Origin of the sequence: Alteromonas aestuariivivens, from assembly GCF_003367475.1 — a bacterium.
GTDB classification, from domain to species: Bacteria; Pseudomonadota; Gammaproteobacteria; order Enterobacterales; family Alteromonadaceae; genus Alteromonas; species Alteromonas aestuariivivens.
This window is the reverse complement of sequence record NZ_QRHA01000002.1, coordinates 158404-182511: the sequence shown is the minus strand read 5'-3', so window position 1 is coordinate 182511 and position 24108 is coordinate 158404. Positions and strand designations below refer to the sequence as shown.

Here is a 24108-nt window from a genome sequence, read left to right as displayed (position 1 = left end):
TTAACGGTAACGTGCCTGCTTCAATTGGCAGGTTAAAAGGGCCTTATTCCAGACCGACAGTCCAACCGGAAGTCCAGTTGTTGTCGCTGTCTTTCACTGCACCAACATAATCAACCACATCGAAGAAGGTATCACCTGTCCAGTCTTTCGGTGTGACCGCATCAGTGATTGTAAAGATTCCATCTACCACATCAGCCTGACCGGCTGCCACTGCGTTCGCACGGGCGGCATCGGTAAACCAGGTTTCCAGATTAACCCCAGCGGCGTCGTACTTGAACGCTTCGGAACAGGCAATGACGGAGTTTGTGAAGGTGATGGTGTCATCGCCCAGGTTTGCCTGGGATTCAGCACTGTTTTCAACTTCAAAACATTCACCCATTCCATCAACGCCGGTGACAATCACGTTGGACAGCTGAGCACCAGTACCTTCACGCAGATAGATACCTTCGGCTTCATCTTCGCCTTTGAAATTGTTACCAATGATGGTCAGGTTAGAGATAATTGGGTTGGACTGAGGTTCGATATCCGGTGTTGAACCATCATTATCCGCTTCAATACCACGGTTAGCGTCAGAGTTATCCTGCGCTTGGCGAACCAGAACGTTTTGCATACGACCCTGGAAGCCATTGTCCCAATCGATGCTGTCGTCCTGGATATCGGTCAGCACCAGGTATTTCACATCAACATTACCACCGAAGAATTCCACGCCGTCGTCCGCGTTTTTATGAACCTGCAGATACTCAACGGTAGTGCCAGAACCCACACCACCAAAGGTAATGCCGTTCAGTTCGTTGTCAGGAGCAATTTCAAAACCACCGTGCATTACGCGAACGTAGCGCAGGGTTCCTGAACTGTCTGCAGTATCAGTACCGCCAAATACCGCACCTTCCTGCACACCTTCAACCTGAAGGGCACAATCACCAGTAGTCGGGCACTTGTTAGAAGGCGCGTTGCCCAAAATGACCAAACCACCCCACTGACCGGCAGCGCCAGCGTCGGACACAACATCGTCTTGGGAGGTGAAGGTAACGGGAGCGTCAACGGTACCCTGGGCGTCGATTTCAGAACCACGGCTCACTACCAGGTAGTCATTACCGGAGGCACCGTAAACGGTTACACCCGGCTGGATTGTCAGCGTCGCACTGTCGGCATTATCGTTACCCACAAACACCGCACCAGACAGGGCGTACATATTACCCGCTGTCAGGGTCAGGTCGGCAGTAATACGGCCACTCACTTCGCAGGTAGTAGTGACACCGTCAACGGATGCGATGTTCGTGGTGCCGGCAGGGCAACCAGAAGAAGCAACAACCACACCTACCTGACCGCCACCAAAGCCGAATGCCCAGCCCTGGCGCCAGTCGTTTGCATTGTCCAGCGCTCCAATAAAGCTGGTGGCTTCAAAGAAGCCATCTGCCTGAGAGGCATCATAGCCGCCAGTCAACAACGGGCTTTCCGCGGTTGGCGTGCCATCGCTGTTCAGGCCAATCGATTCCAGTACCTGGTTTTCTGCCATTACGGCAGTGAACCAGTTTTCCAGATCCACATCGCCGGCACTTTCGTTCCACTTAAAGTTTTCACCGTTGGTGCAGGCCAGAACGGAGTTTCTGATCAGGATGGTACCGTCAGACAGGTTTGCCTGAGACTCGGTCGAACCTTCCACTTCCAGACACTCACCCATCTCAGAAGGGCCGGTAACCAGCATATTGAAGATCTGTGCACCGGTGCCTTCACGCAGGTAAACACCTTCAGATTCATCTTCACCTTTGAAGTTGTTACCAATAATAGTCAGGTTGGAAATCATTGGGTTAGATTGAGGCTCGATGTCGGGCGTGGAGCCATCATTATCGGCCTCAATACCGCGGTTGGCGTCGCCATCGGTGCGATCCTGCTGCACGAATACGTATTGCATCTTACCTTTAAAGCCATTATCCCAGTCGATGCTGTCGTCCTGGTTGGAAGTCAGCACCAAGTGCTTAACGTTGACGTTACCGCCGAAGAATTCAACACCGTCATCTGCGTTGGCATGCACCTGTAGGTAGTCAACCGTTGTGCCTGAACCTACACCACCAAACGTAATGCCGTTCAGTTCGTTGTCCGGAGCAATTTCGAAACCGGCATACTTAACAACCACATATTTCAGAACACCTGAGTTGTCAGATTCGTCAGTACCACCAAATACCGCTCCTTCCTGCACACCTTCTACCTGAAGGGCGCAGTCGCCGGTTAAAGGGCACTTGTTGGAAGGTGCATTACCCAGCAATACCAGACCACCCCACTGACCCGCGCCCACTTCATCGCCGACCACGTCAGCCAGTGACGTAAAGATGATCGGGTTCTCAACAGTACCTTCCGCTTCGATGGTAGAGCCACGGCTCACTACGAGGTAATCGTCACCAGAGCGACCAAAAACTACTGCACCTTCCTCAATCACCAGGTTTGCACTGTCGGCATTATCGTTACCAACAAATACCGGGCCTTCCAGTGCCCAGATAACATCGTTAGTCAGAGTAACATTGCCACTTGCATCGGCATCGTCGGCAGTCAGACGGCCTGAAATTACACGTACTTCTACGTCGGTCCCCAACGCCGTTGACACCTGCCCGCTCAGAAAAGAACTGGTCTCGCCAGGCAGGGTGTCATCCGGATTGGAGCCGCCATTTCCGCCATCGCTGCCGCCATCACCGTAATTGTTGGTTACGCTGTTATCGATATCACCTTCATTGATGTTGATGTCGCCGCCACAGCCGGCCAGTACGAGTGCCGCTGCAATCGCAGATGCCTGAAATACGTGCTTAAGTTCCATTCGTTTCTCCAAGTGCAAATTTTTTATGGATATTAGAAAACGCGAGAACTTTACCTAAGCTAAATGACACATTTGTTACATAACAGAACTGTCACAAAACTTTAATGTGGGTATCCCGAAGCGTAAGCGGCTGTTGAACCAGTATTTTCTTTGGCTTTGATTTTGCGAATGTTTTTAGTTTTCCAGTATGCAAAGGTGCTTGGGGTTATGCGAGCGCAGGTCCGGATACACAAGGCTTTGCAGAATGCAGAAAGGCGTAAGCTGGATGATTCGAACGTTGGGCAGGATGCAGAGAAAAATGGGCAATTATGGCTATTCTATCAGCCGCCGCTGACGCATGAGCATGTCGTTACGCACCGGAAAGTAGCCATCCCGCTCAACCTGCTGCTGCCCCTGCCGTGACAGCACAAAGCGAAGAAATTCCCGTTCCAGGGTAGGCAATGGCTGGCTAGGCGGTTTGTTAACCACCAGATACAAAAAACGCGCAAACGGGTAGGTCTCATTGCGCACGGTCTCCAGTGTCAGCGGAACCAAATCATCTGAGGTTTCTCCGATGGGCAGCGCCCGCACCCCTGCAGTTTTGTACCCATACGCAGCATACCCCATCGCCCCCTGACTGGAGGCAACAGACAGAACCACCGAAGCCGAGCCCGGCTGTTCGTTTACCGTACTTCTGAAGTCGCCGTCGCACAGCGCCATGATCTTGAACAACCCGTAGGTTCCAGACACCGAGTTCCGCCCGAACAGGCGAATGGGCGCGGGATCATTATCAGTTGCAATTCCCAGTTGGGACCAGTTGGTTAACGGCTTGGGGCCACCACAGAAGCGGGTTTCGGAAAAAATGGCGTCAATCTGCTGCAAAGTCAGCCCTGGCAATGGGTTCCGTCGCTCGACAAAAATTGCAATAGCGTCCATAGCCACCCGCAGCACCAAGGGCGGATATCCGTGAGTTCGAACGAATTCACGGATCTCACTGGGTTTAAGTTCCCGGCTCATTGGACCAAGCGTGGCAGTACCTTCCGTTAATGCAGGGGGAGCGGTAGACGAACCGGAGGCCTGGACCTGAAACTTCACCTGGGGGTAAAGGGTTTTGAATTCCTGGGACCAAAGTGCCATAAGGTTTGCAAGCGTGTCAGACCCCACAGAAGTAATATTGCCCGCCACACCAGGCTGACGCTCGTAATCAGGAGGCTGTTGGGCATGGGTGGAAAACACTGAAGCGAACGCGACGGCAAACAGCCATTTTGATGCACTACGGAACAAATTCATTGTGGCTCCTGTATGAGTTCACTGTCGAGCACAAATGAAAACTCGCAGCCCTCGCCTACCGTGCTGGCAATTTCAAGCTGTGAATTGTGATGACTGAGCACATGCTTAACAATCGACAGTCCCAATCCGGAACCGCCGGTTTTGCGCGACCGGGCTTTGTCGACCCGATAAAAACGTTCGGTAATACGTGCCAGGTGATCCTGTGCAATCCCATCGCCGTTATCGATTACTGCAAATCTGGCTCCCTGAACGCTGCGCTGCCAGGTTACCTCAATATGGCCGCCGGCTGGCGTATAGTGAATGGCGTTAAACACCAGATTGGAGCAGGCGCTACGTAACTCCGTCTCAATACCAAACACTTTAAGTTGCTGGTCAACATGAAACTCAATGGTATGGCCCTTTTCCCTGTTCAGGGTCTGGGCTTCAATCTGCAATTGTTTCAGCATGGTGGGCATGTCCACCACTTTTTCATAAATTCGTTCTGAGCTGGCTTCAATACGTGAGAGAACCAGCAAATCTTCAATCAAATTCTGCATCCGGTGAGTTTGCGACGTCATTTCTTTTAGTGCTTTATGCAGAAATGGGTCTGTCTCATCATCCGCTGACAATATTTCAAGATACCCGTTTATAACGGTAAGCGGGGTTCTCAACTCATGGGAAACATTGGCAACGAAATCTTTCCGCATTTCTTCCAGTTGAGAAAGACGGGTAACATTGCGGACAATCAGCAGCAGGTGATCGTCGCCATAGGGCATGATGCGGTATTCAAAGGTTTTGTTCGGATTGGTGGGCGAAGGCACTTCAATGGGAAAGTGGTAATCGCCAGCGTGAAAGTATTCAATGAACTGCGGGTGACGTATCAGGTTATCGAGGCGGCGCCCTGCGTCTGCCGGCCACTTCAGCCCCAGTTCCAGCCGAGCAAGGCGGTTACACCATACAATTCCGGCTTTGGCATCCACAACAACTGCTGCATCGGGCAAAGCCTCAGAGCCTTCACGAAACCGCTTAACCAGCAAACCCAGCTCTTTGCGTTTGTTGCGATTACGACGCTGAAGGTAATAGATACCTTCATAGATGTGCTCCCAAACCCCTCTCACTGTTGGCGGAGACATTTTGCGGCTATGCCACAACCAGCGGTTTAGCCTGAATAAATGCCAGTAGTTAATCAGCAGCAATCCAACTGCGCCCAGGCACACCGCCAGCAACAGATCTTCCAGGTACCATCCGATCAGGGCAAAGATCTGCAGATATAAAAACAGCCTGGCTGTGCTTCTCAACCATGAAAACGGATAATACATGTTGCCGGAAACCTGTTGGTCTGGGTGAAATACAATCTGCGCTATAAACGCACTGCAAACAGAGTACTACAGTTTGGTTGAAAACCGATAGCCTGCCCCACGCACCGTCTGGATCATGGCATCATGACCGTGCGGGGATATGGCCTTTCTCAGGCGGCGAATGTGCACATCCACAGTACGATCTTCAACATATACATTGGTGCCCCACACATTATCGAGAAGCGATTCACGACTGTACACGCGCTCAGGATGGGTCATAAAGAAATGCAGCAGTTTGAATTCTGTCGGACCCATATCGAGCAAATCGTTATTAGCCATCACCCTATGGGAGATGGGCTCTAGCTTTAAGCCGTTAAACTCAATGGGTTCTTCGCTTGAAGTCGGAGTGACACGGCGCATAACCGCTTTAATACGGGCCACCAGCTCCTTGGGAGAAAACGGTTTGGTGACATAATCGTCGGCACCGGCATCCAGGCCCCGAATTTTGTCGTCTTCTTCGCCTCGGGCGGTGAGCATAATAACCGGAATATCACGGGTAAACTCATGCTGCTTAAGACTTTTTGCCAGCTGAACGCCACTGCCTCCCGGCAACATCCAGTCCAGCAAAATCAAATCCGGGTAGGGTTCACAGATTTTTTTCTGTGCAATGTCGTAATCTTCCGCTTCCACCGTGTTGAATCCGGACTGCTCCAGAATGAACTTCAACATTTCGCGGATCGGCGCTTCGTCTTCCACTAACAAGACCGTTCGAGACATAGACTTTTTCCTGCTCATACTAAAAACGCCGTTATTATTCATTGGGTCTGTGACAGTTTTATTAAAACGATTACAGTATAGTGTCAAGTTTTTGACCGTTATTCCGGCACTTGTAATTACGCTTTACCCTTGTTTATTGTTCGTATTACGAATATTCTTTGCACTGGATAATACTTAAACGATACAAGGTGTAGTACCAATGGGGGCCGTAAAGACTGGATTGTCGCGAAAGCTGTTGACTCGTGTTCTTTCGGTTTACTTCGCACTTACTCTCATTGTGACCATCGGGCAGATTTTTACCGAATACCTGAGCACCAAAAGCCACATCGAAAGCGAACTTCAAACGCTAAAAAACACTTTTTCAGAAAGCCTCACCCGGGCTATTTGGGAACTCAACAACGAACAGGCGAAATCCATTGCCAGTGGCCTGATGGAAGTGCCGATAGTTTCCGGCGTGCAAATCAGAGACGAAAACGGTGATTATATTGCCGACTATGGTGTAACCATGCCCCAGTCCCAAACGCAAATTCACGAAGGGCGGATGGAAGACCACAGCGGCGGGGTTTTTGGCTACAGTTTCCCCCTGATTTTCGACTTCTCCGGGCGCACTTCCCAGGTGGGTGACGTGACCCTTTACTCCAACTTTGACATCATATTCGGGCGAATCGAAGTTGGCGTTTTCTTTCTGATTGGCAACGCGATAATCAAAACTGCCTTTCTGGTGTTTCTGTTTATGACCGCTTTCAGACGCATGCTGTCTGAGCCCCTGGCAGAAATCACCGAACAGATGAGCAGCTTCGACCCGGACCACCCGGAAGATTCAAAAATTCAACTTACCATTCATGACGACAACGAGTTGCATCAGTTACAGATTTCCTATAATCAGGTAATTGATGACCTCATTCATTCGCAAAACAAACTGCACGGTACACAGGAAAAACTGCGCCAGGCCAATCGCAAGCTAGACGACCAAAACCTGATTCTGGAACAGGAAGTGGCCAAGAAAACCGCTTCGTTGTCGCAAATTATGCTCGACCTGGAGCAACAGAAAGACGAGCTGATAGCCAATCAGCGTGAGCTTCGCCAGGAAAACGAAAACCGCCAGTACGTGGAAGATGAACTGCGTAAACGAAATGCCGAACTGGCCCATTCGATGGAAAACCTGCGCCTGGCCAAGGATCAGTTAGTCGAATCGGAACGCATGGCTTCACTTGGCGGTCTGGTAGCCGGTATTGCCCACGACGTGAATACGCCATTAGGAGTCAGTGTAACCGCAGCCAGCTTCCTGCATGAGCGCCTGGAAAATCTTCGCTCAGCCTATAACGACAAATCCCTGACCAACAAAACCATGGCTGCATTTATTGAGGAAGCGGAACAATCCACTCTATTGTTACTCTCTAACCTCAACCGCGCGTCAGAACTGATTGCCAGTTTCAAGCAGGTGGCCGTTGACCAGACCAGCGAAGCCGAGCGGGTGTTTAACCTGAATACTTACCTGCACGAGATACTCCAGTCGCTTCAGCCCTCGTTCAAGCAAGCCCGACACCAGGTAGAAATTGAGTGCCCTGAAGAGCTGGAAATTCGTTGCGCACCCGGTGTGATAGCCCAAATCACCACCAATATGATCATGAACTCTCTGAATCACGGCTTTGATAGCGACCAGCAAGGCCATATCAAACTCAAGGTCAGCGAGGAAGATGAACACATTGTGATGCAATATTCCGATGACGGGCGAGGTATTAATGAGCGAGACCTGAACCGCCTGTTCGACGCCTTTTTTACCACCAAACGCGGCCAGGGCGGCAGCGGTTTGGGTACCCATATTATGTACAACCTGGTCACTCAGACGCTGGGCGGGCGGATTGTTGCTAACAGCCAGCCTGGCCAGGGCCTCACCTATACCATACGTTTCCCAAAACGCGGGCACTGAATCTCCCTAATTGCCACGCATGGGCGAGAACGTCGTTGCGCGCTGACTCCGGGATTGATACGCTTGCCGGCCATTTGAATTTACTACGATACCGGCCATGTGGTTTAAAAATATAAAAGCCTATCAGATTACCCAGCCCTTAGCGCTTGACGACGACGATTTGCAGAACGCACTGTCAGAACACAGCTTCAGACCTTGCGGAAACCAGGACACTGCAACGATGGGTTTTGCCTCTCCGTTCGCAATCGCGGGCAAACAGGGCCCGATGTTCCACAAAATTGCCAATCGCATCTGGATCACGGTAAAAAAGCAGGAAAAAATCCTTCCCGCTGCCGTTGTCAATGCCGAACTGGCAGAAAAGGTAGCCCAGATAGAACAGGAAACCGGCTCTCCCGTAAGCAAAAAATCACAGAGCGACATCAAACAGGAAATCATTTTCCAGTTGCTCCCCCAGGCGTTTACTAAAAATACCTTTACCCACGGCTTCATCTCTCTTGAAGACAACCTGGTAGTAGTAGATGCCAGCGCCGATGGCAAAGCAGAAGCCTTTCTCGCGCTGGTGCGCAAGGCCATAGGCTCGCTGCCCGTCGTCCCCCTTGCCCGCCGAAGCCTGCAGAGCGAACTGACTCACTGGCTAACAGACAAGGCTCCGGCAGAGCTTGAGTTGCTGGAAGAAGCGGAGCTTAAATCTACCGATGAGCTTGAAAGCGTGATCCGCTGCAAAAACCAACCTTTAGACAGTGACGAAATCAAACTTCATCTGGACGCCGGTAAACTGGTTCAGAAAGTGGCTTTTGAGTATCAGGATTCACTAACCGCGGTGATTGCCGAAGATGGCTCAATAAAACGGGTGAAGTTTAAAGACCGACTGAAAGAAGAATGTGATGACATCCCCAAGGATCAGGTTGAGGCTCGCTTGGATGCGGAGTTTGCTTTGATGTCTGCAGAGCTGTGTCAATTGCTGATCTATTTGCGCACCGAACTCAAACTGACCGAAGAATAGAAATCGGGCAAAGAAAAACCGGCGCTAACGCCGGTTTTTCTTAGGTCGAGACAGACAAATAACTTACGTTGGCATCAGGCAAATATCTGCTTCGCCGATTCCCGCATTTCCACAAACTCGTCAGAGGTCAAATCCCGCACACTTTCCAGCGCATTACGCTGAATGGCAAGGTTGAATACTGCGTCTTTCTGATGGTCCATACGACCAGACAGCGCGGCGCCAATCCGCACAAAATCCACATACGACAGGGATTGCGGAAGCACCGCCAGATTACGCCAGTTCTCTGCGATGTTTACGAAGGCATCGCCGAACCCCCATTCACGCATGATGACCCCTCCTAGTTTTCCGGATACCTTATCAATAGCCACTTCCAGAAAAGTCGGGTTCGCAAACACTTCTTCGTGCCGCTGTGCTTCAGTGAGAATGGGAAGTACACCAATGTTGTGAATGAGTGCCGACAGCGTCATGGTGTCGAGGCTGAGATCACGGTTTTTGGTGCGCTGTTTGAACATCTGCAGGGCTGCCATGGAATTGGCCACCACATTCACCGTGTTCTCCCATTCGCGCTTCATATACTGGATAACGAGTTCATTTTTAGAAACGAACAGCTGCTCCATTGCCAATGCGGTGGATATATTTTTTATTTGCCGTAATCCAATTCGGGTAGCAGCCTGACCAATGGAGTTTACCTTAACCGAACGCCCCATATACGCACTGTTAGCGATTTTAATCATTCTCGCACTCAGGGAAGGGTCCTGCCCAATCACATCACCCATTTCATTCAGATTCACATCCGGGTTGTCAGCCGCCTTGCGAACCTTCAGGGCAATTGCCGGTAAAGTGGGCAACACCAGAGTATCATTGTTGATTTTCTCAACCAGTATTGTGAGCAGCGCGTTTTGTGTAGACATAGTACTACTACCTTAAAAATTAACCCCGCACTCAAGCAGCTGTGAACCGCTGCTGCAATATGTAAGGTTCTAATCCCGAATCATGTTATTTTTTATACGTTTTCGCCCATCGGGTTGCGTACCAACCCAATATAACAGCGAATGTTCAAAACTGCACCTAACCAAAATAGGTTTTTTGAATGCCTGCTCATACCTATCATCCCGTCTGAATAAATCCGTAATCATCACTCATTCCGGATACCACCCACTATTATGTTGAACTGGCTAACCACCAATAGCTTGGTTATGCTAACGCTATTTTCAACAGACCATGGAAACACCGGTCAGAAATGTTTGGTATCAACCGTCCTGTCTGGCTGGCGTTTCAACAGAATAAGATCCAATCCAATGAAGATAAAAACAAATTACCCTGCATCGCTTGCCACTACCCTAACCCTGTTTACTCTGGCTGGTTGCGGCAAAGCCCCTGACACAGATGCTCAAAACACCACCGCACAGCCCGCTCCTGTGATAGCGGCCGGGCAATCCACCAATAACTTGTTAATCGATACCAAGCGACTCGAGATCTACCAGCCTGTCACACTAACCAGCGATTTGAGCCATCTGGGCAGCAATCAAAAAACCATGCTCGGATTGCTAATCGATGCAGCTGAAATTATGGATGACCTGTTCTGGCAACAGGCCTTTCCAGGTGACAAAGAAGGCTTCCTGAACAACCTGCCGAACGAAGCGGTGCGTCACTTTGCCCGCATTAACTATGGTCCGTGGGACCGTCTGAACGGCGATAAAGCCTTTTTATCCGGTTACCCGGAAAAGTTCGAAGGAGCTCAGTTTTATCCTCACGACCTGAGCAAAGATGAATTCGAAAAAGCTGAATTTGCAGACAAAAACGGTCTTTACTCAGTGGTAAAGCGGGACGAGACGGGCAAGCTCTATTCGGAACCCTATTCCAAGGCCTATGAGAAACAGCTGAGCCAGGTTGCCAAATTGTTGCGCCAGGCTTCAGAATTGGCTGAGGACGCCAGCTTCGCTGAATATCTGACACTGCGCGCTGAGGCTTTACTAACTGACGATTACCTGGCCTCTGACATGGCCTGGATGGACATGAAAACCAATCCGATAGAATTGATTATTGGCCCCATTGAAACCTATGAGGATCAAATGTTCGGTTATCGGGCAGCCTTTGAAGCCTATGTTTTGATAAAGGACCAGAGCTGGAGCGAACGACTGGCTCGTTATGCAGAATTTTTACCGGCTCTGCAACAGGGCCTGCCGGTTGATGAAAAATACAAGGCTGAAATGCCGGGTTCTGACGCCGACCTTAACGCCTATGATGTCATCTATTACGCTGGTCACTCCAATGCAGGTAGCAAAACCATTGCCATCAACTTACCCAATGATGAGCGGGTTCAGCTGGAGAAAGGTACCCGAAGACTACAGCTGAAAAATGCCATGCAGGCCAAATTCGATCACATAATGCTGCCTATCGCGCAACAGTTAATCGCCGAAGATCAGCGCCAGCACGTTACTTTTGACGCATTTTTCGCCAACACCATGTTTCATGAAGTGGCACACGGACTTGGGATCAAAAACACACTGGATGGTTCAGGCACGGTGCGCTCAGCGCTTAAGGAACACGCCTCTGCGCTGGAGGAAGGCAAAGCTGACATACTGGGGCTTTACATGATTCGAAGCCTGTTGCAACAGGGTGAAATCAGCCAGGGCACCCTGGAGGACTATTATGTGACTTTTATGGCTGGAATATTTCGCTCTGTGCGATTTGGTGCTTCAAGCGCACACGGAAGAGCCAATATGATTCGCTTTAATTACTTCCAGGAAATGGGCGCGTTTGAAAAAGACACTCAGGGGTACTACAGCGTTAATATGGAGCAAATGGACGCTGCCGTGAATTCACTCTCACAGCTGATCTTAACCTTACAGGGCGACGGTGATTATGAAGGCGTGGCAGAACTTGTTGCGAATAAAGGCACAATCGGCGAAGCATTAGCCCAGGATCTCAACAAACTGGAAGCAGCTGACATTCCGGTCGATATTGATTTTAAACAGGGTAAAAGCGTACTGGGCCTGTAATCTGCGCTCAATAAAAAGGGGCCCTCATTGGGCCCCAACACAAATCATTCAAGGTTTTTAGGTTTACTGGCATAAGGCGGCCAGCCCAATACCTTACCGGCCAGCACGTGAAGGTGGATGTGATAAACCGACTGTCCGCCAAATTCATTGCAGTTCATCACGGTTCTGTAACCTTCATCCGCGACCCCCAGTTCCGCAGCAACTCTTGCCGCAACCCAACTGAGATGGCCAACCACTTCACGGTCAGCCTCAGTAATGTCATTGATTGTAGCAATGGCTTTTTTCGGTATTACAAGAAAGTGAATTGGGGCCTGAGGGTTAACATCCCTGAAGGCAAGACACAGTTCATCTTCAAAGAGAATGTCTGCGGGAATTTCCCGGTTGATAATCTTGGTAAAAATGGTTTCTGACATGGCAAACCTCCAATTGTTGTCACATTGCTAAGTGAAAATAAACCAAAGCAGTATAGCCCCTAAAGCCAGGCGATAAACAACAAATGGAAACATTCCAATTCGGGAAATCCAGCTTAGAAACAGGTAAATACATAAATAAGCGCTGACAAAGGAGAAGGCAGCGCCCATACCAAGTGCCGACCAGTCTACCGGCGCGGTGGACTCGAGTAGTTCCATTGTCGCCAGGCTGCCCGCGCCCAGAATAATAGGAATGGAGAGCAAAAACGAAAAGCGAGCGCAGCTTTCTCTGTCGAGCCCCAGCATCAAACCGGCAGTCATGGTGATCCCGGAGCGACTGGTACCCGGAATTAGGGCAAATACCTGCGCTATACCAATAAGCAATGCCTGCCGGGCCGTTAGTGTATCCAGTTTCTGGGTATGTTTGGCCCCTGCGTCAGCGTACCAAAGTAACAGGCCAAAACCGATTGTGGTGATTGCAATGACAGACGCCGTGCGCGCATACAGTTCGATGTATTCTTCAAAAACAAAACCGGCAGCGATGGCAGGCAGAGTAGCGAGTATCACCCACCAAGCCAAGCGGCTGTCGACTGTTTGCTCTCGGCTAAAGCCGTGACTCAACCAGGCCGATGCCATCTGCAGAATGTCGCGCCGAAAATAGATCATTACCGCCAATAAACTGCCCACATGCACGGCAACATCAAATGCCAGACCCTGGCTTGCCCACCCTAGCAGTTCCGCAGGCAACAACAAATGGGCAGAACTGCTGATAGGCAAAAATTCCGTAATCCCCTGGATTATGGCGAGTACAACTATTTCAAATAACGTCATCCTTTAACCTTCATTCCATGCAAATTTGATCGGCCACAGATTTTGTGCGGTTTGGTCGAAAGAGTGCCATAGATCCCTGTAAGTTTGTTTTACAATTGGATGAATATTATTCGGCACCAACTCAGCCAGAGGCCAAAGCACAAAGGCATTGGTTAGGATTTCTTCTCTCGGTAAAACAACAGGTTGCTCAATTACCGCACAATCGTAGGTTAATAGATCCAGGTCCAATGTGCGAGAAGAAAACTTCTTGTCACTTTTGCGGCGGCCATTTTGTGCCTCGATTTGTTTGAGAATCTCACACACCTTTTCTACTGACAGCGATGTTTGCGCTTCAACCACCAGGTTGTAAAACGCCTCCCCGTGAAAGCCAACCGCTTCACTTTCGTAAACCGACGAGCACTTCACAGATTCAAAATGCAGTTCCAGTGCCAATCTGGCAAGGCGGACGTGTTTACTGCGTTCGATGTTGGAACCAACACTAATTAAAATGTGATGTAGAGCCATCAGTAGCGGGCCCGTGACATTTGAATGCCCACCTGCTTTGCATCAGGCAATATGCCCGGTTTGATGATCCGCAATGTAGCACCTTTTACTGGAAACGCCGTCAGCACTGCATCCAGAATGGCTTTCCCCAGCGCTTCCAGCAATTCAAAACTGGATTGCGCAGCTATCGCCTGCACATGCCCTGCCACTGCAGCATAATCGATGGTGTCAGCAACGTCGTCACTCGTCATCGCTTTCGACAAATCCGCTTCAAGTGTCAGATCCACCTCAAGCTCGGTGCGGCGAGTGCGCTCCCAGTCATACACGCCAATCAGGGTGTCTATTTTAAGTCCGGTTATAAAGATTTGTTCCATAGCAGCCTGCGTTTTACCTGACCATTTACCCTTGGGGCAATCAACCGGATTGCCAATTCAGTGGTTTGATGAGATTGCACTCATCTGGCGCAAATGGCTTTCTTTTAGTAGTGTGGCGAGAGTGTAACCTGAAGACCGACTGTAGAACATGATACCAAGCACAATTTTAATGATCGCCGTCGCCTATCTGTGCGGATCGTTATCCAGTGCGATTGTGATTTGCCGGCTGTTCCGCCTGCCCGACCCCCGAACCACAGGCTCAGGTAATCCGGGGGCTACGAATGTTTACCGTTCCGGAGGGCGTATTCCTGCTGCACTGGTGCTGGTAATGGATATACTCAAAGGCACTGTACCTGTTTATGTGAGTTACTGGATGGGACTGGATCCGGTCGCCCTGGGCTTTATTGCTATCGCGGCCTGCGTGGGGCATATCTTTCCGCTGTATTTCGGCTTCAAAGGCGGCAAGGCGGTTGCCACCGCATTCGGGACCCTTCTGCCGATTGGATTCAGTTTGGCAGGCCTGCTAATTCTCACCTGGCTTACTGTGGTTTTTATCTGGGGTTATTCCTCGCTTGCCGCCATTGTTGCTGTATGCCTCGCGCCCATATTTACCTGGTTTATCAAACCAATCTACACATTCCCGGTGGCCATGCTGGCAATCCTAATCGTTGCCAGACATCGCGCCAATATACTGCGGCTGATCAAGGGCGAAGAAAGCAAAATCTGGGACAAGCGGGGGCGGCTAAAAGATTAGCTTTCGCCCCCTGGGCTCAGGTTCAGACCGGGCTCAGTGTATCGAGTGGCCAACGGGGCCTGGCCGCTGCAGAAAGGTCGCTGGTTTGCCCGGCTTTGAGGCGTTGCATACCCGCATAAGCAATCATTGCACCATTGTCGGTACAAAACGCCAAATCAGGGTAGAATACTTCGCCCCTGAGTCCCGCCATCATCTTCTGCATTTGTTCACGTAACATTTTATTGGCACTGACTCCTCCGGCAATCACCAAACGCTTCATTCCGGTTTCTTTCAGTGCCCGGCGGCATTTTATCATCAGTGTATCCACAACTGCTTCCTGAAAAGCATAAGCAATATTTGCCTGGGTTTGTGGTGCGCCGTCGGAGTCTCTTATGGTATTGGCCGCAAAAGTTTTAAGGCCACTGAAGCTGAAATCCAGTCCGGGCCGATCCGTCATCGGGCGTGGAAACTGGTAATGCCCTGGCTCTCCCTGTTCAGCAAGTTTGGCCAACAGTGGCCCCCCGGGGTAGTCCAGTCCAAGCAGTTTGGCGGTTTTATCGAAGGCTTCGCCAGCGGCGTCATCAATAGACTCGCCAAGCACCCGGTACTGCCCGATTCCTTTTACCTCTACCAGCATGGAGTGCCCTCCGGAAACCAGCAAGGCAACAAACGGAAACTCAGGCGCCGGATCTTCCAGCATTGGTGCCAGCAGATGCCCTTCCATATGGTGTACTCCTAGCGCAGGAATGCCCCAGGCATAGGCGAGTGAACGACCAACGGAAGAGCCAACCAGCAATGCGCCCACCAAGCCCGGCCCCTGGGTAAAAGCAATTCCGTCGAGTTCTTCACCGCGTGTATTCGCATCCACAAGGGCTTTTTTAATCAGTGGTATAATTTTACGCACATGGTCACGGGACGCGAGTTCAGGTACCACACCACCGTAGTCAGCGTGCAGCTTTACCTGGCTGTATAGTTCGTGAGACATCAGCCCGTGAGTATCGTCATAAACCGCTATACCGGTTTCGTCACAGGAAGTCTCAATACCCAGTATGCGCATACGCCGTTGCCTCACAGTCATTAGGGATAAAATAAAGGCGCAGAGTTTACCGCTAATGCCAAGCACAGGGAATGGGCTGGGCCTGAAAAGCGCTGAATTGGCTATTTTTTGGCAATTCTGGCTTTACATTCAGTGTGGATATGATTAGAATTTCGCACCATTTTTAACCCGGGTGCCTAAATTAGCGGGTAAATACCCCGGCAACACAGTAAAAATTTTTGAGGTGAGAATTTAATGCCCATCGTTAAAGTTAGAGAAAACGAGCCGTTTGACGTAGCACTGCGTCGCTTTAAGCGTTCTTGTGAAAAAGCAGGCGTTCTGTCTGAAGTTCGTCGTCGTGAGTTCTTCGAAAAGCCTACCTGGGAACGCAAGCGCAAAAAAGCAGCTGCTAAAAAGCGTCATCTGAAGAAGCTGGCTCGCGAAAACGCACGTCGCGTTAAACTCTACTAAGTTTATCGGTCAGTGTTGGCGGTAAGGTGCTGGACACTTCAGCACCTTAGCACGCCCGAGCTTCATACAGGCCACGGCCTGCTTGACGTAAAAAAATCGTTTCATGTTCAATTCCGTTCTGGTAACTCAATCATGGCACTAATCGACGACTTAAAAAACGCGCAGAAAGACGCCATGCGTGCGAAAGATAAAGTACGCCTGGGAACCATACGTATGGCCCTGGCCGCCATCAAGCAACGTGAAATTGACGAACAAATCACCCTGGACGACCCGGCGATTCTGGCCATTTTAACTAAAATGGTAAAGCAACGTCAGGATGCAGCTTCACAATTCGACGCCGCCAGTCGCGCTGATCTGGCCGACAACGAGCGTGCTGAAATTCAGGTGATCGAATCTTTCTTGCCCCAACCGCTGAGCGCTGAAGAACTGGATGCTCTGCTGGAACAAGCCATGGCTGCGACTGGAGCTTCCGGTATGCAGGATATGGGCAAGGTCATGGGTTTTCTGAAACCCAAAGTGCAGGGCCGTGCAGATATGGGCGCGCTCAGCCAGAAAATTAAAGCCCGCCTCAACTCCTGATTCTGTTGCCTTCATTCGGTAACGGGATTACCTAAGGCCGAAAGCCTCCCGGCAACTCGCCTGTATAAGCGGTTGCTTACAGCCCCAACCCTGTTAAAGTAAATTTTTTAACCTCTGATGTTGTAACATGGCCGGAAAAATACCCCGCGATTTTATCGATGACCTATTGGCACGCACTGATGTCGTCGATGTAGTAGACAGTCGGGTCAAGCTCAAAAAAGCCGGTAAAAACTATCAGGCCTGCTGCCCGTTCCACAACGAAAAAACCCCTTCTTTCACGGTCAGTCAGGACAAACAGTTTTATCATTGCTTTGGCTGCGGAGCGCACGGAAACGCCATCTCGTTCGTAATGGAATTCGACCGCTTGGAATTCGTCGATGCCATTGAAGAACTGGCGCGTCTGCATGGTTTGGAAGTTCCTCGCGAACAAAGCAGCCGCCCGGCAATAAGTGAGGCAAAAAAACAACAGCAGCAGGACGACTACGAGTTAATGGACAAAGTAACCCGCTTTTTCCAGCATCAACTGCGTAATCACCCCCAATCAGCCAAAGCCATCGAGTATCTGAAAAGCCGTGGTCTGTCAGGAGACATAGTAAAGCAATGGGAAATTGGCTTTGCTCCGGGTGAATGGGACAGCGTGCTCAAAGCATTCGGAACCGATGCAGCCCGGGTCAGGCAACTCGTTGACCTAAAGTTGGTGAATCAGAACGAACAGGGGCGACAATACGACTTTTTCCGTGACCGCATCATGTTCCCTATCCGCGATCGCCGTGGGCGGGTAGTTGGGTTCGGAGGCCGGGTACTGGACGACGGTGGTCCAAAATACCTCAACTCACCGGAAACCCGGATATTTCATAAAGGCAGCGAGCTGTTCGGGTTCTTCCAGGCCAGACAACAGAATCGCCAACTCGAAAAAGTAATTATTGTCGAAGGCTACATGGATGTGGTCGCACTGAGTCAATTCGGCATAAACATCGCCACTGCGGCTCTCGGTACCGCCACCACACCAGAGCATTTGCAACTGCTGACACGCTCTACTTCACAGATTGTCTGCTGTTATGATGGTGACCGGGCGGGCCGCGAGGCCGCCTGGCGGGCACTGGAAAATGCTCTCCCTGCCCTGAAGGACGGCGTCCAGCTCACGTTTTTGTTCCTGCCTGACGGTGAGGACCCGGACACAATGGTGCGCAAAGTTGGTGCAGAAGCTTTTTTGGCCATGACCGAAAAAGCGCTGCCGCTATCACGTTTCCTGTTCGAGACTTTGCTGAAAGAGCATCAGGCAGGTACTCCGGAAGGCAAGTTGGCGTTAAAGACTGCGGCGCAACCGTTGATCGACCAGGTGCTGGGGGATAACCAGCGCGCCATGCTGGCTGAAGAACTGGCCAAACACACAGGCGAGTACGATCGCTTCAAACTGCAGCAGGACATTCAGACAGCCCAGGTCAAAAACACCAAACCAGCCAACACCGCCACCCAGAACTGGCCTCAGAAAACCCGTATATCACCACTACGGATGATGCTCCGTCTGTTACTCGACACACCGTCTCTGGCCACCCAGTGCGAGGACGTAGTACCACTCGTACTGAAAAACAGCGGTATGCCAGGTTTGCCAGTCTTGCTGGATGTCCATGAGTATTGTCTGTCCTCACCGAATGCCACTACCGCCCAGGTGATTGAAAACTTCCGTGATCACCCCCATTACAATGTCATTGCCAAAATTCTGATGCAGGAACACCTGGTCGCCGACAACGACGCAAGACAGGTCTATTGTGACAGTTTTGCGCGATTACTTGACTGGCATTTTGACAGCCGCATTGAAACGCTCCTTTCTCGCTCGCGGATACAACCACTCAGCGCTGATGAGAAACATGAACTCAAGCTGCTGATGCAGGAACGCCAGAAACCCTAATCGTGTGATTTTAAGTCAAAAAGTCAGCCGTTATTATGGTAAAAAATGTCACTTTTCTGCTATACTGGCTAATTCGCTGTGAAAGTGACTTTGAATGTCGGCCCGGCATTACAAAACCGATTTTAGGCACAACATTTGCCTGTACAGGTGCAGTATCAAACCCTCAGCACGCATTGCCCGGTGGTATCCCAATCCAGTCGCGCATGCTGATTGCTAACTAATTGAATGTGAGAAGTGTAGGTTATATGGCGCAAAGCAAGCAGTCTCAGATTAAACTCCTGATTGCAAAAGGTAAAGAGCAAGGTTACTTAACCTTTGCAGAAGTTAACGACCACCTGCCGCAAGATATCGTCGATTCCGATCAAATCGAAGATATCATTCGCATGATCAATGACATGGGCATTCAGGTTGCAGAATCCGCACCTGATTCAGACGAATTGCTCATGCAGGAAACCACAGCCGACGAAGATGCTGCAGAGGCTGCTGCCCAAGCTTTGGCGACGGTCGAGAGCGAAATTGGCCGCACCACCGACCCGGTTCGTATGTACATGCGTGAAATGGGAACGGTAGAGCTTCTGACCCGGGAAGGCGAAATTGAAATCGCCAAACGCATTGAAGACGGTATCAATCAGGTACAGTGTTCCGTAGCTGAATATCCGGAAGCCATTACCTACCTGCTGGAGCAATGGGACCTGTACGAAGCGGAAGAGATTCGTTTGGGCGACATTATTTCCGGATTTGTGGACCCCAACGATGATCAGGATTTAGCCCCCACTGCAACCCACGTTGGTTCCGAGTTGTCAGACAAAGATCTGGACGACGAAGACGATGATGAAGACGAAGATGACAGCAGTGACGAAGACGACTCCGGTGTAGACCCTGAGCAGGCGCGGGAAAAATTTGCTCTGCTACGTGAACAATACGGGCGTACCCGTGAAATGATCGAGAGCAAAGGCCGTGCTCATGCCAGTTCACGCAAAGAAATCGAAGCCCTGAGCGAAATATTCAAAGAGTTCCGCCTAGTACCCAAGCAGTTTGATCGCATGGTGAAAAACATGCGTGACATGATGGACAAAGTTCGCATTCAGGAACGTCTGGTCATGAAGTACTGTGTGGTCAATGCCAAAATGCCCAAAAAGGACTTCATCAAAGCGTTTGCTGGCAACGAAACCTCAAGCGCATGGCTGGGCGAAGCGCTCAATTCCGGTGCTCCTTATGCCGAAGCTCTAGGGCATTATAAAGAAGACATCGAGCGTAGCATTTCCAAAATGAACCAGGTCGAACAGGAAACCGGGCTGGTCATTGCTGATATCAAGGACATTAACCGCCGCATGTCAATTGGTGAAGCAAAAGCCCGACGTGCGAAAAAGGAAATGGTGGAAGCCAACTTGCGTCTGGTTATTTCAATTGCCAAAAAGTACACCAATCGTGGGCTTCAGTTCCTGGACCTGATTCAGGAGGGCAACATCGGTCTGATGAAAGCGGTCGATAAGTTCGAATATCGCCGCGGTTATAAGTTCTCGACCTATGCAACCTGGTGGATCCGCCAAGCCATTACCCGCTCTATTGCGGATCAGGCCCGTACTATCCGTATTCCGGTCCATATGATAGAGACTATCAACAAACTGAACCGGATTTCCCGCCAGATGCTGCAGGAAATGGGCCGCGAACCGACCCCGGAAGAATTATCAGAACGCATGCTGATGCCGGAAGACAAGATCCGCAAGGTACTGAAAATCGCCAAAGAGCCGATTTCCATGGAAACACCCATCGGTGACGATGAAGATTCGCATCTGGGTGACTTTATCGAGGACAGCACAATAATTCAGCCCCTCGATTCAGCCACCGGCGGCAGCCTGAAAGACGCTACCCAGGAAGTACTTGCTGGTCTTACTGCCCGTGAAGCAAAAGTTCTGCGCATGCGTTTCGGTATCGACATGAACACCGACCACACACTGGAAGAAGTGGGCAAGCAATTTGACGTTACCCGTGAACGTATCCGTCAGATTGAAGCCAAGGCACTGCGTAAGCTGCGCCACCCCAGTCGCTCAGAGCAGCTTAAAAGCTTCCTCGACGAGTAACTCCAAGCTATCGTACAAAAAGGTCAGCCAATACGCTGACCTTTTTTGTTTGAGCAGCCCAAACAACGTCCACTGGTAATCTCAATCCCATCCCCGCATACTGGTGTTTTTGTGACCAGTTTTATTCGGAGGGATCTGCATGACATTGCTCGACTACCTGATTATCGCCACCTACCTTTTGCTTCTGCTTGGTATGGGCGTGGCATTCAGGCACCAGAGCAATAAGCAGGATTACTTTCTGGGCGGCCGGAGTCTGGCCTGGCCGGCGCTGACACTGTCTGTGATGGCAACCCAGCTTTCTGCAGTCAGTTTCATCTCTGCTCCTGCCTTTGTGGGCTTGCGGGAAGGCGGCGGCCTGATTTGGCTTTCTTACGAACTGGCTTTACCCATTGCTGTAGCACTGATGTTATGGCGGTTATTACCCACCCTGCACAAAGCTGGAGTGGTAAGCGTATACGACTATCTGGAACAGCGCTTTTCTCGCTCAACCCGTTTGCTGATCAGCCTGGTCTTTCAAATCAGCCGCTCCTTTGCCACCGCCATCATGATCTATGCCATCGCCCTCATCCTACAGGGAACCATGGGGCTGGCCCAGTGGCACTCAATACTCGCAATTGGTGTGATAACCCTGATTTATTCCGCTATGGGCGGCATGAAGGCAGTTGTTTACGGCGACGCTCTGCAGATGATCCTGATCCTGCTGGGAGCCGCAGTCTGCCTTTGGGTTGGACTGGACGCTATGGGTGGCTGGCATCAGGTATTACAAAAAGTCGACGGTAACCGTTTGCTGGCGGTTAACACCAGCAGCGCAGGTTTACATGGTAATGACTTCGGCCTGCTGCCAATGCTGTTTGGCGGCATTGTACTGTATGCCTCTTACTATGGATGTGACCAGTCAGAAGCCCAGCGTTCGCTTTCAAGCGGGTCGATTAGTGACCTGAAAAAAATGCTTATGGCGGTAGCATTGGTGCGCTTCCCAGTCACTTTGCTTTACTGCCTGAGCGGTCTGGTGATTGGCACCCTGGTGCTCACCACTCCAGAACTGCAAGCCAAAATACCGGCCAATCAGCCAGACTGGATGATGCCTGTTTTCATTACCGAATATTTGCCAACGGGTATTATTGGTATTCTGGTGGTAGCGATTCTGGCTGCCGCCATGTCCTCTCTGAGTTCAGCCATCAACAGTCTGGCCGCCGTTTCAGTTGAAGACTGGTATCGCCTGCGCCAAATCACTCCAGACAACCACTCTTACCTGAAACTGGCACGCTTAGCTGGCGTGGCATGGGGCCTGATTACCCTGGTGCTGTCGCTGTATGCAGGAGACATTGCCCCTACTGTAATCGAAGCCATCAACAAGATTGGTTCGGTATTTTATGGGCCAGTGTTGGCCACTTTCCTGGCCGGTATCCACACTCGATTTGTTTCACCCGGGGCGGCAAATATCGGCCTGGCCGCCGGGGTAATGGTCAACGCTCTTCTGTGGTTGAACGCAAGTCCAATTTTCTGGTTTTGGTGGAACCTGATTGGGTTCGCTGTCACACTTTCAACCGCCATAATGGCGTCCGCTGCCCTGCCCAATGACCAGCAGCACCGTTTACCATCTGAGCGCGGCATCAGCATGGCTCAGGCAATGTTTTTACTAGGCTGGTCTGCACTACTGCTGATACTGTGTGTATGGCTGCCGAATATGATTCTGAATATGCGCTGACAAACAAAAATCCATTTTGCCATGTATGGCTGCATATATACCCGTATGGTTTGCACCGACTCCCCGGCAAGACATCAACGCTTAAACCTTTTACAATCCGGGTTGAATTCTATATAAAAATCTGCGCTTTAGCTGCGCCGGACTTTACCCGGCACGATGTGGAGTGACCGTTGGAAAATTTACAAGTTATCGCAGCTCGTTACTTACCTGCACAAATTTTACTGTTTATTGCACTCAGTCTGGGCCTCACTTCCACACCAACTCTTCAGGCCTGGCTAACCAGTATCCCCTATTTTTCTGCCGGTGCGTTGCTGATCAATGCTGTCATCGCGCTTCGCTTTGGGCGCAGCCGCCTGGTAATTGCCAGCCTGTTAATGACCATCATTGTCATCGCCCCTGAGTACCATCCTATTTACGCATTGATAAGTCCCGGCAAGTCTTCGTTTACCGCATTGATGGCAGCCTTGCTGGTATGGTTGCTATGGGATCAGGACAGGGGCTTTGCCCCTTATAATCTTTTGTTAACCCTGCTGCAATTGGCTGCTGTCTGGATTGGCACAGTTGCCGCATTTGAATTCACCCCGCCACTGCCTGATACAGCGATGAACTGGGTACAGAAGGTCGGTGGAAACTCTCTGTTAGTCCCGTTTACCGATACGGAATTGTGGTTGTATCCATTGCTGCTGAGTGCCGGGCTGCTCAGAGTCACTTTGCGCCCGGACAACAATCATTTTATGTTGTTATGCCTGGTCGTGCTGCTGCCTACCCTGGATTACTTCCACCAGCCGGTCGCGAGCCAGCTGGCGCTGTTTTGCTGGGCCATCATGACCTTTGCAACCCTTATAACTGACAGCCATAAAATGGCCTTCAGGGACGAATTGACCGGCATCGCCAGTCGCCGTGCTCTGATGCAGTACGTTCAGACACTTGGGCAGCGCTACTGCGTGGTGATGGCAGACATTGATCACTTCAAATCCTTTAACGATACCCACGGCCATGACTTGGGTGATCAGGTGTTGCGTCTTGTCGCCAGCCGTCTCAACCAGGTTGGCGGCGGCGGAAAGGCATTCCGTTATGGCGGCGAGGAATTTACCCTGATTTTTGCACGTAAAAGCCCACAACAGGTAGAAACTTTAGTGGAAGCCTTACGTAAAAATATCGAGGAATATCAGATGGTAGTGCGGTCTCAAAACCGCCAAACCAAAGGAAAAATGAATCGAACTGCCAAGGCACGAAAGCAGCACAACTCCGCCAAACAAACGGTTCAGGTAACCTGCAGCTTTGGTATTGCTGAGCGCAGCGGCGATCAATCTGACTTTATGCAGGTGATGAAGCAGGCCGATGTGGCTCTGTACGCAGCCAAAAAGGCCGGGCGTAATTGTGTGAAAGTCGCCTGATAAACACAACAAAATAATTAAATTCCGAGTTG

Annotated in this window: 20 protein-coding genes; 10 read left to right on the top strand and 10 right to left on the bottom strand. The window is 50.6% G+C overall.

What is annotated here, in order from left to right; translation table 11 throughout:
- Nucleotides 1-43: 43 nt before the first annotated feature.
- The 4 genes from DXV75_RS03600 to phoB form a co-directional block, all read right to left on the bottom strand.
- Entirely contained in the window at nucleotides 44-2806 is a 2763-nt protein-coding gene (locus tag DXV75_RS03600) for a hypothetical protein (RefSeq protein ID WP_115592021.1), read from the bottom strand.
- 312 nt (nucleotides 2807-3118) lie between these two features.
- Nucleotides 3119-4075 (bottom strand): PstS family phosphate ABC transporter substrate-binding protein, encoded by a 957-nt coding sequence (locus tag DXV75_RS03595; RefSeq protein WP_115592020.1) that lies wholly within the window; start codon nucleotides 4073-4075, stop codon nucleotides 3119-3121.
- A complete protein-coding gene (gene phoR / locus DXV75_RS03590) occupies nucleotides 4072-5373 on the bottom strand; it encodes a phosphate regulon sensor histidine kinase PhoR (protein WP_115592019.1) in 1302 nt (433 codons plus the stop codon). Before phoR ends, DXV75_RS03595 begins: the two co-directional genes overlap by 4 nt.
- A 66-nt stretch (nucleotides 5374-5439) precedes the next feature.
- A complete protein-coding gene (phoB, locus tag DXV75_RS03585; protein WP_115592018.1) occupies nucleotides 5440-6129 on the bottom strand; it encodes a phosphate regulon transcriptional regulator PhoB in 690 nt (229 codons plus the stop codon).
- Nucleotides 6130-6328: 199 nt separating this feature from the next.
- Here phoB and DXV75_RS03580 point away from each other — a divergent pair, with 199 nt between their 5' ends.
- Nucleotides 6329-8059 (top strand): sensor histidine kinase, encoded by a 1731-nt coding sequence (locus DXV75_RS03580; RefSeq protein WP_115592017.1) that lies wholly within the window; start codon nucleotides 6329-6331, stop codon nucleotides 8057-8059.
- 97 nt (nucleotides 8060-8156) lie between these two features.
- Nucleotides 8157-9062 (top strand): recombination-associated protein RdgC, encoded by a 906-nt coding sequence (gene rdgC, locus DXV75_RS03575; protein ID WP_115592015.1) that lies wholly within the window; start codon nucleotides 8157-8159, stop codon nucleotides 9060-9062.
- Between the two features lie 74 nt (nucleotides 9063-9136).
- On the opposite strand, the gene DXV75_RS03570 is transcribed toward rdgC, so the two are convergent.
- Nucleotides 9137-9973: an HDOD domain-containing protein gene (locus DXV75_RS03570; protein WP_115592013.1), complete on the bottom strand. Its 837-nt coding sequence runs from the start codon at nucleotides 9971-9973 to the stop codon at nucleotides 9137-9139.
- Nucleotides 9974-10360: 387 nt separating this feature from the next.
- On the opposite strand from DXV75_RS03570, the gene DXV75_RS03565 reads away from it, so the two are divergent.
- Complete coding sequence (locus DXV75_RS03565; RefSeq protein WP_115592010.1) at nucleotides 10361-12064, top strand: dipeptidyl-peptidase 3 family protein; 1704 nt, start codon at nucleotides 10361-10363, stop codon at nucleotides 12062-12064.
- A gap of 44 nt (nucleotides 12065-12108) precedes the next feature.
- Here DXV75_RS03565 and DXV75_RS03560 read toward each other — a convergent pair whose 3' ends face one another.
- From DXV75_RS03560 to folB, 4 genes are read right to left on the bottom strand one after another with little or no spacing between them, the layout of a single operon-like run.
- Nucleotides 12109-12477 carry a histidine triad nucleotide-binding protein gene (locus tag DXV75_RS03560; protein ID WP_115592008.1) on the bottom strand — a complete coding sequence of 123 codons (369 nt, stop codon included), beginning with the start codon at nucleotides 12475-12477 and terminating at the stop codon, nucleotides 12109-12111.
- Nucleotides 12478-12504: 27 nt separating this feature from the next.
- A complete protein-coding gene (locus DXV75_RS03555) occupies nucleotides 12505-13305 on the bottom strand; it encodes an undecaprenyl-diphosphate phosphatase (protein ID WP_115592006.1) in 801 nt (266 codons plus the stop codon).
- A 3-nt stretch (nucleotides 13306-13308) separates the two neighbouring features.
- Nucleotides 13309-13809, bottom strand: a complete 501-nt coding sequence (gene folK / locus DXV75_RS03550) for a 2-amino-4-hydroxy-6-hydroxymethyldihydropteridine diphosphokinase (protein ID WP_115592004.1) — start codon at nucleotides 13807-13809, stop codon at nucleotides 13309-13311.
- Nucleotides 13809-14162 carry a dihydroneopterin aldolase gene (folB, locus tag DXV75_RS03545; protein ID WP_115592003.1) on the bottom strand — a complete coding sequence of 118 codons (354 nt, stop codon included), beginning with the start codon at nucleotides 14160-14162 and terminating at the stop codon, nucleotides 13809-13811. Before folB ends, folK begins: the two co-directional genes overlap by 1 nt.
- 148 nt (nucleotides 14163-14310) lie before the next feature.
- On the opposite strand from folB, the gene plsY reads away from it, so the two are divergent.
- Nucleotides 14311-14916, top strand: coding sequence for a glycerol-3-phosphate 1-O-acyltransferase PlsY (gene plsY / locus DXV75_RS03540; RefSeq protein ID WP_115592001.1), 606 nt, complete (start codon nucleotides 14311-14313; stop codon nucleotides 14914-14916).
- A gap of 22 nt (nucleotides 14917-14938) precedes the next feature.
- Here plsY and tsaD read toward each other — a convergent pair whose 3' ends face one another.
- A complete protein-coding gene (gene tsaD / locus DXV75_RS03535) occupies nucleotides 14939-15952 on the bottom strand; it encodes a tRNA (adenosine(37)-N6)-threonylcarbamoyltransferase complex transferase subunit TsaD (RefSeq protein WP_115591999.1) in 1014 nt (337 codons plus the stop codon).
- Nucleotides 15953-16186: 234 nt separating this feature from the next.
- Between tsaD and rpsU the strand changes: the two genes are divergently transcribed.
- The 6 genes from rpsU (at nucleotide 16187) to DXV75_RS03500 (ending at nucleotide 24076) form a co-directional block, all read left to right on the top strand.
- Nucleotides 16187-16402, top strand: a complete 216-nt coding sequence (gene rpsU / locus DXV75_RS03530; RefSeq protein ID WP_012517258.1) for a 30S ribosomal protein S21 — start codon at nucleotides 16187-16189, stop codon at nucleotides 16400-16402.
- 132 nt (nucleotides 16403-16534) lie between these two features.
- Nucleotides 16535-16981 (top strand): GatB/YqeY domain-containing protein, encoded by a 447-nt coding sequence (locus tag DXV75_RS03525; RefSeq protein WP_115591997.1) that lies wholly within the window; start codon nucleotides 16535-16537, stop codon nucleotides 16979-16981.
- A gap of 127 nt (nucleotides 16982-17108) precedes the next feature.
- The gene (gene dnaG / locus DXV75_RS03520) at nucleotides 17109-18890 is read left to right on the top strand and encodes a DNA primase (RefSeq protein ID WP_115591995.1); all 1782 of its coding nucleotides are present in this window, start codon (nucleotides 17109-17111) and stop codon (nucleotides 18888-18890) included.
- 245 nt (nucleotides 18891-19135) lie between these two features.
- Nucleotides 19136-20971 carry an RNA polymerase sigma factor RpoD gene (gene rpoD / locus DXV75_RS03510; protein WP_115591991.1) on the top strand — a complete coding sequence of 612 codons (1836 nt, stop codon included), beginning with the start codon at nucleotides 19136-19138 and terminating at the stop codon, nucleotides 20969-20971.
- 139 nt (nucleotides 20972-21110) lie between these two features.
- Nucleotides 21111-22679 (top strand): sodium:solute symporter family transporter, encoded by a 1569-nt coding sequence (locus tag DXV75_RS03505; protein WP_115591989.1) that lies wholly within the window; start codon nucleotides 21111-21113, stop codon nucleotides 22677-22679.
- A gap of 170 nt (nucleotides 22680-22849) precedes the next feature.
- Nucleotides 22850-24076 carry a GGDEF domain-containing protein gene (locus DXV75_RS03500; protein WP_115591987.1) on the top strand — a complete coding sequence of 409 codons (1227 nt, stop codon included), beginning with the start codon at nucleotides 22850-22852 and terminating at the stop codon, nucleotides 24074-24076.
- The last annotated feature ends 32 nt before the right edge of the window (nucleotides 24077-24108 follow it).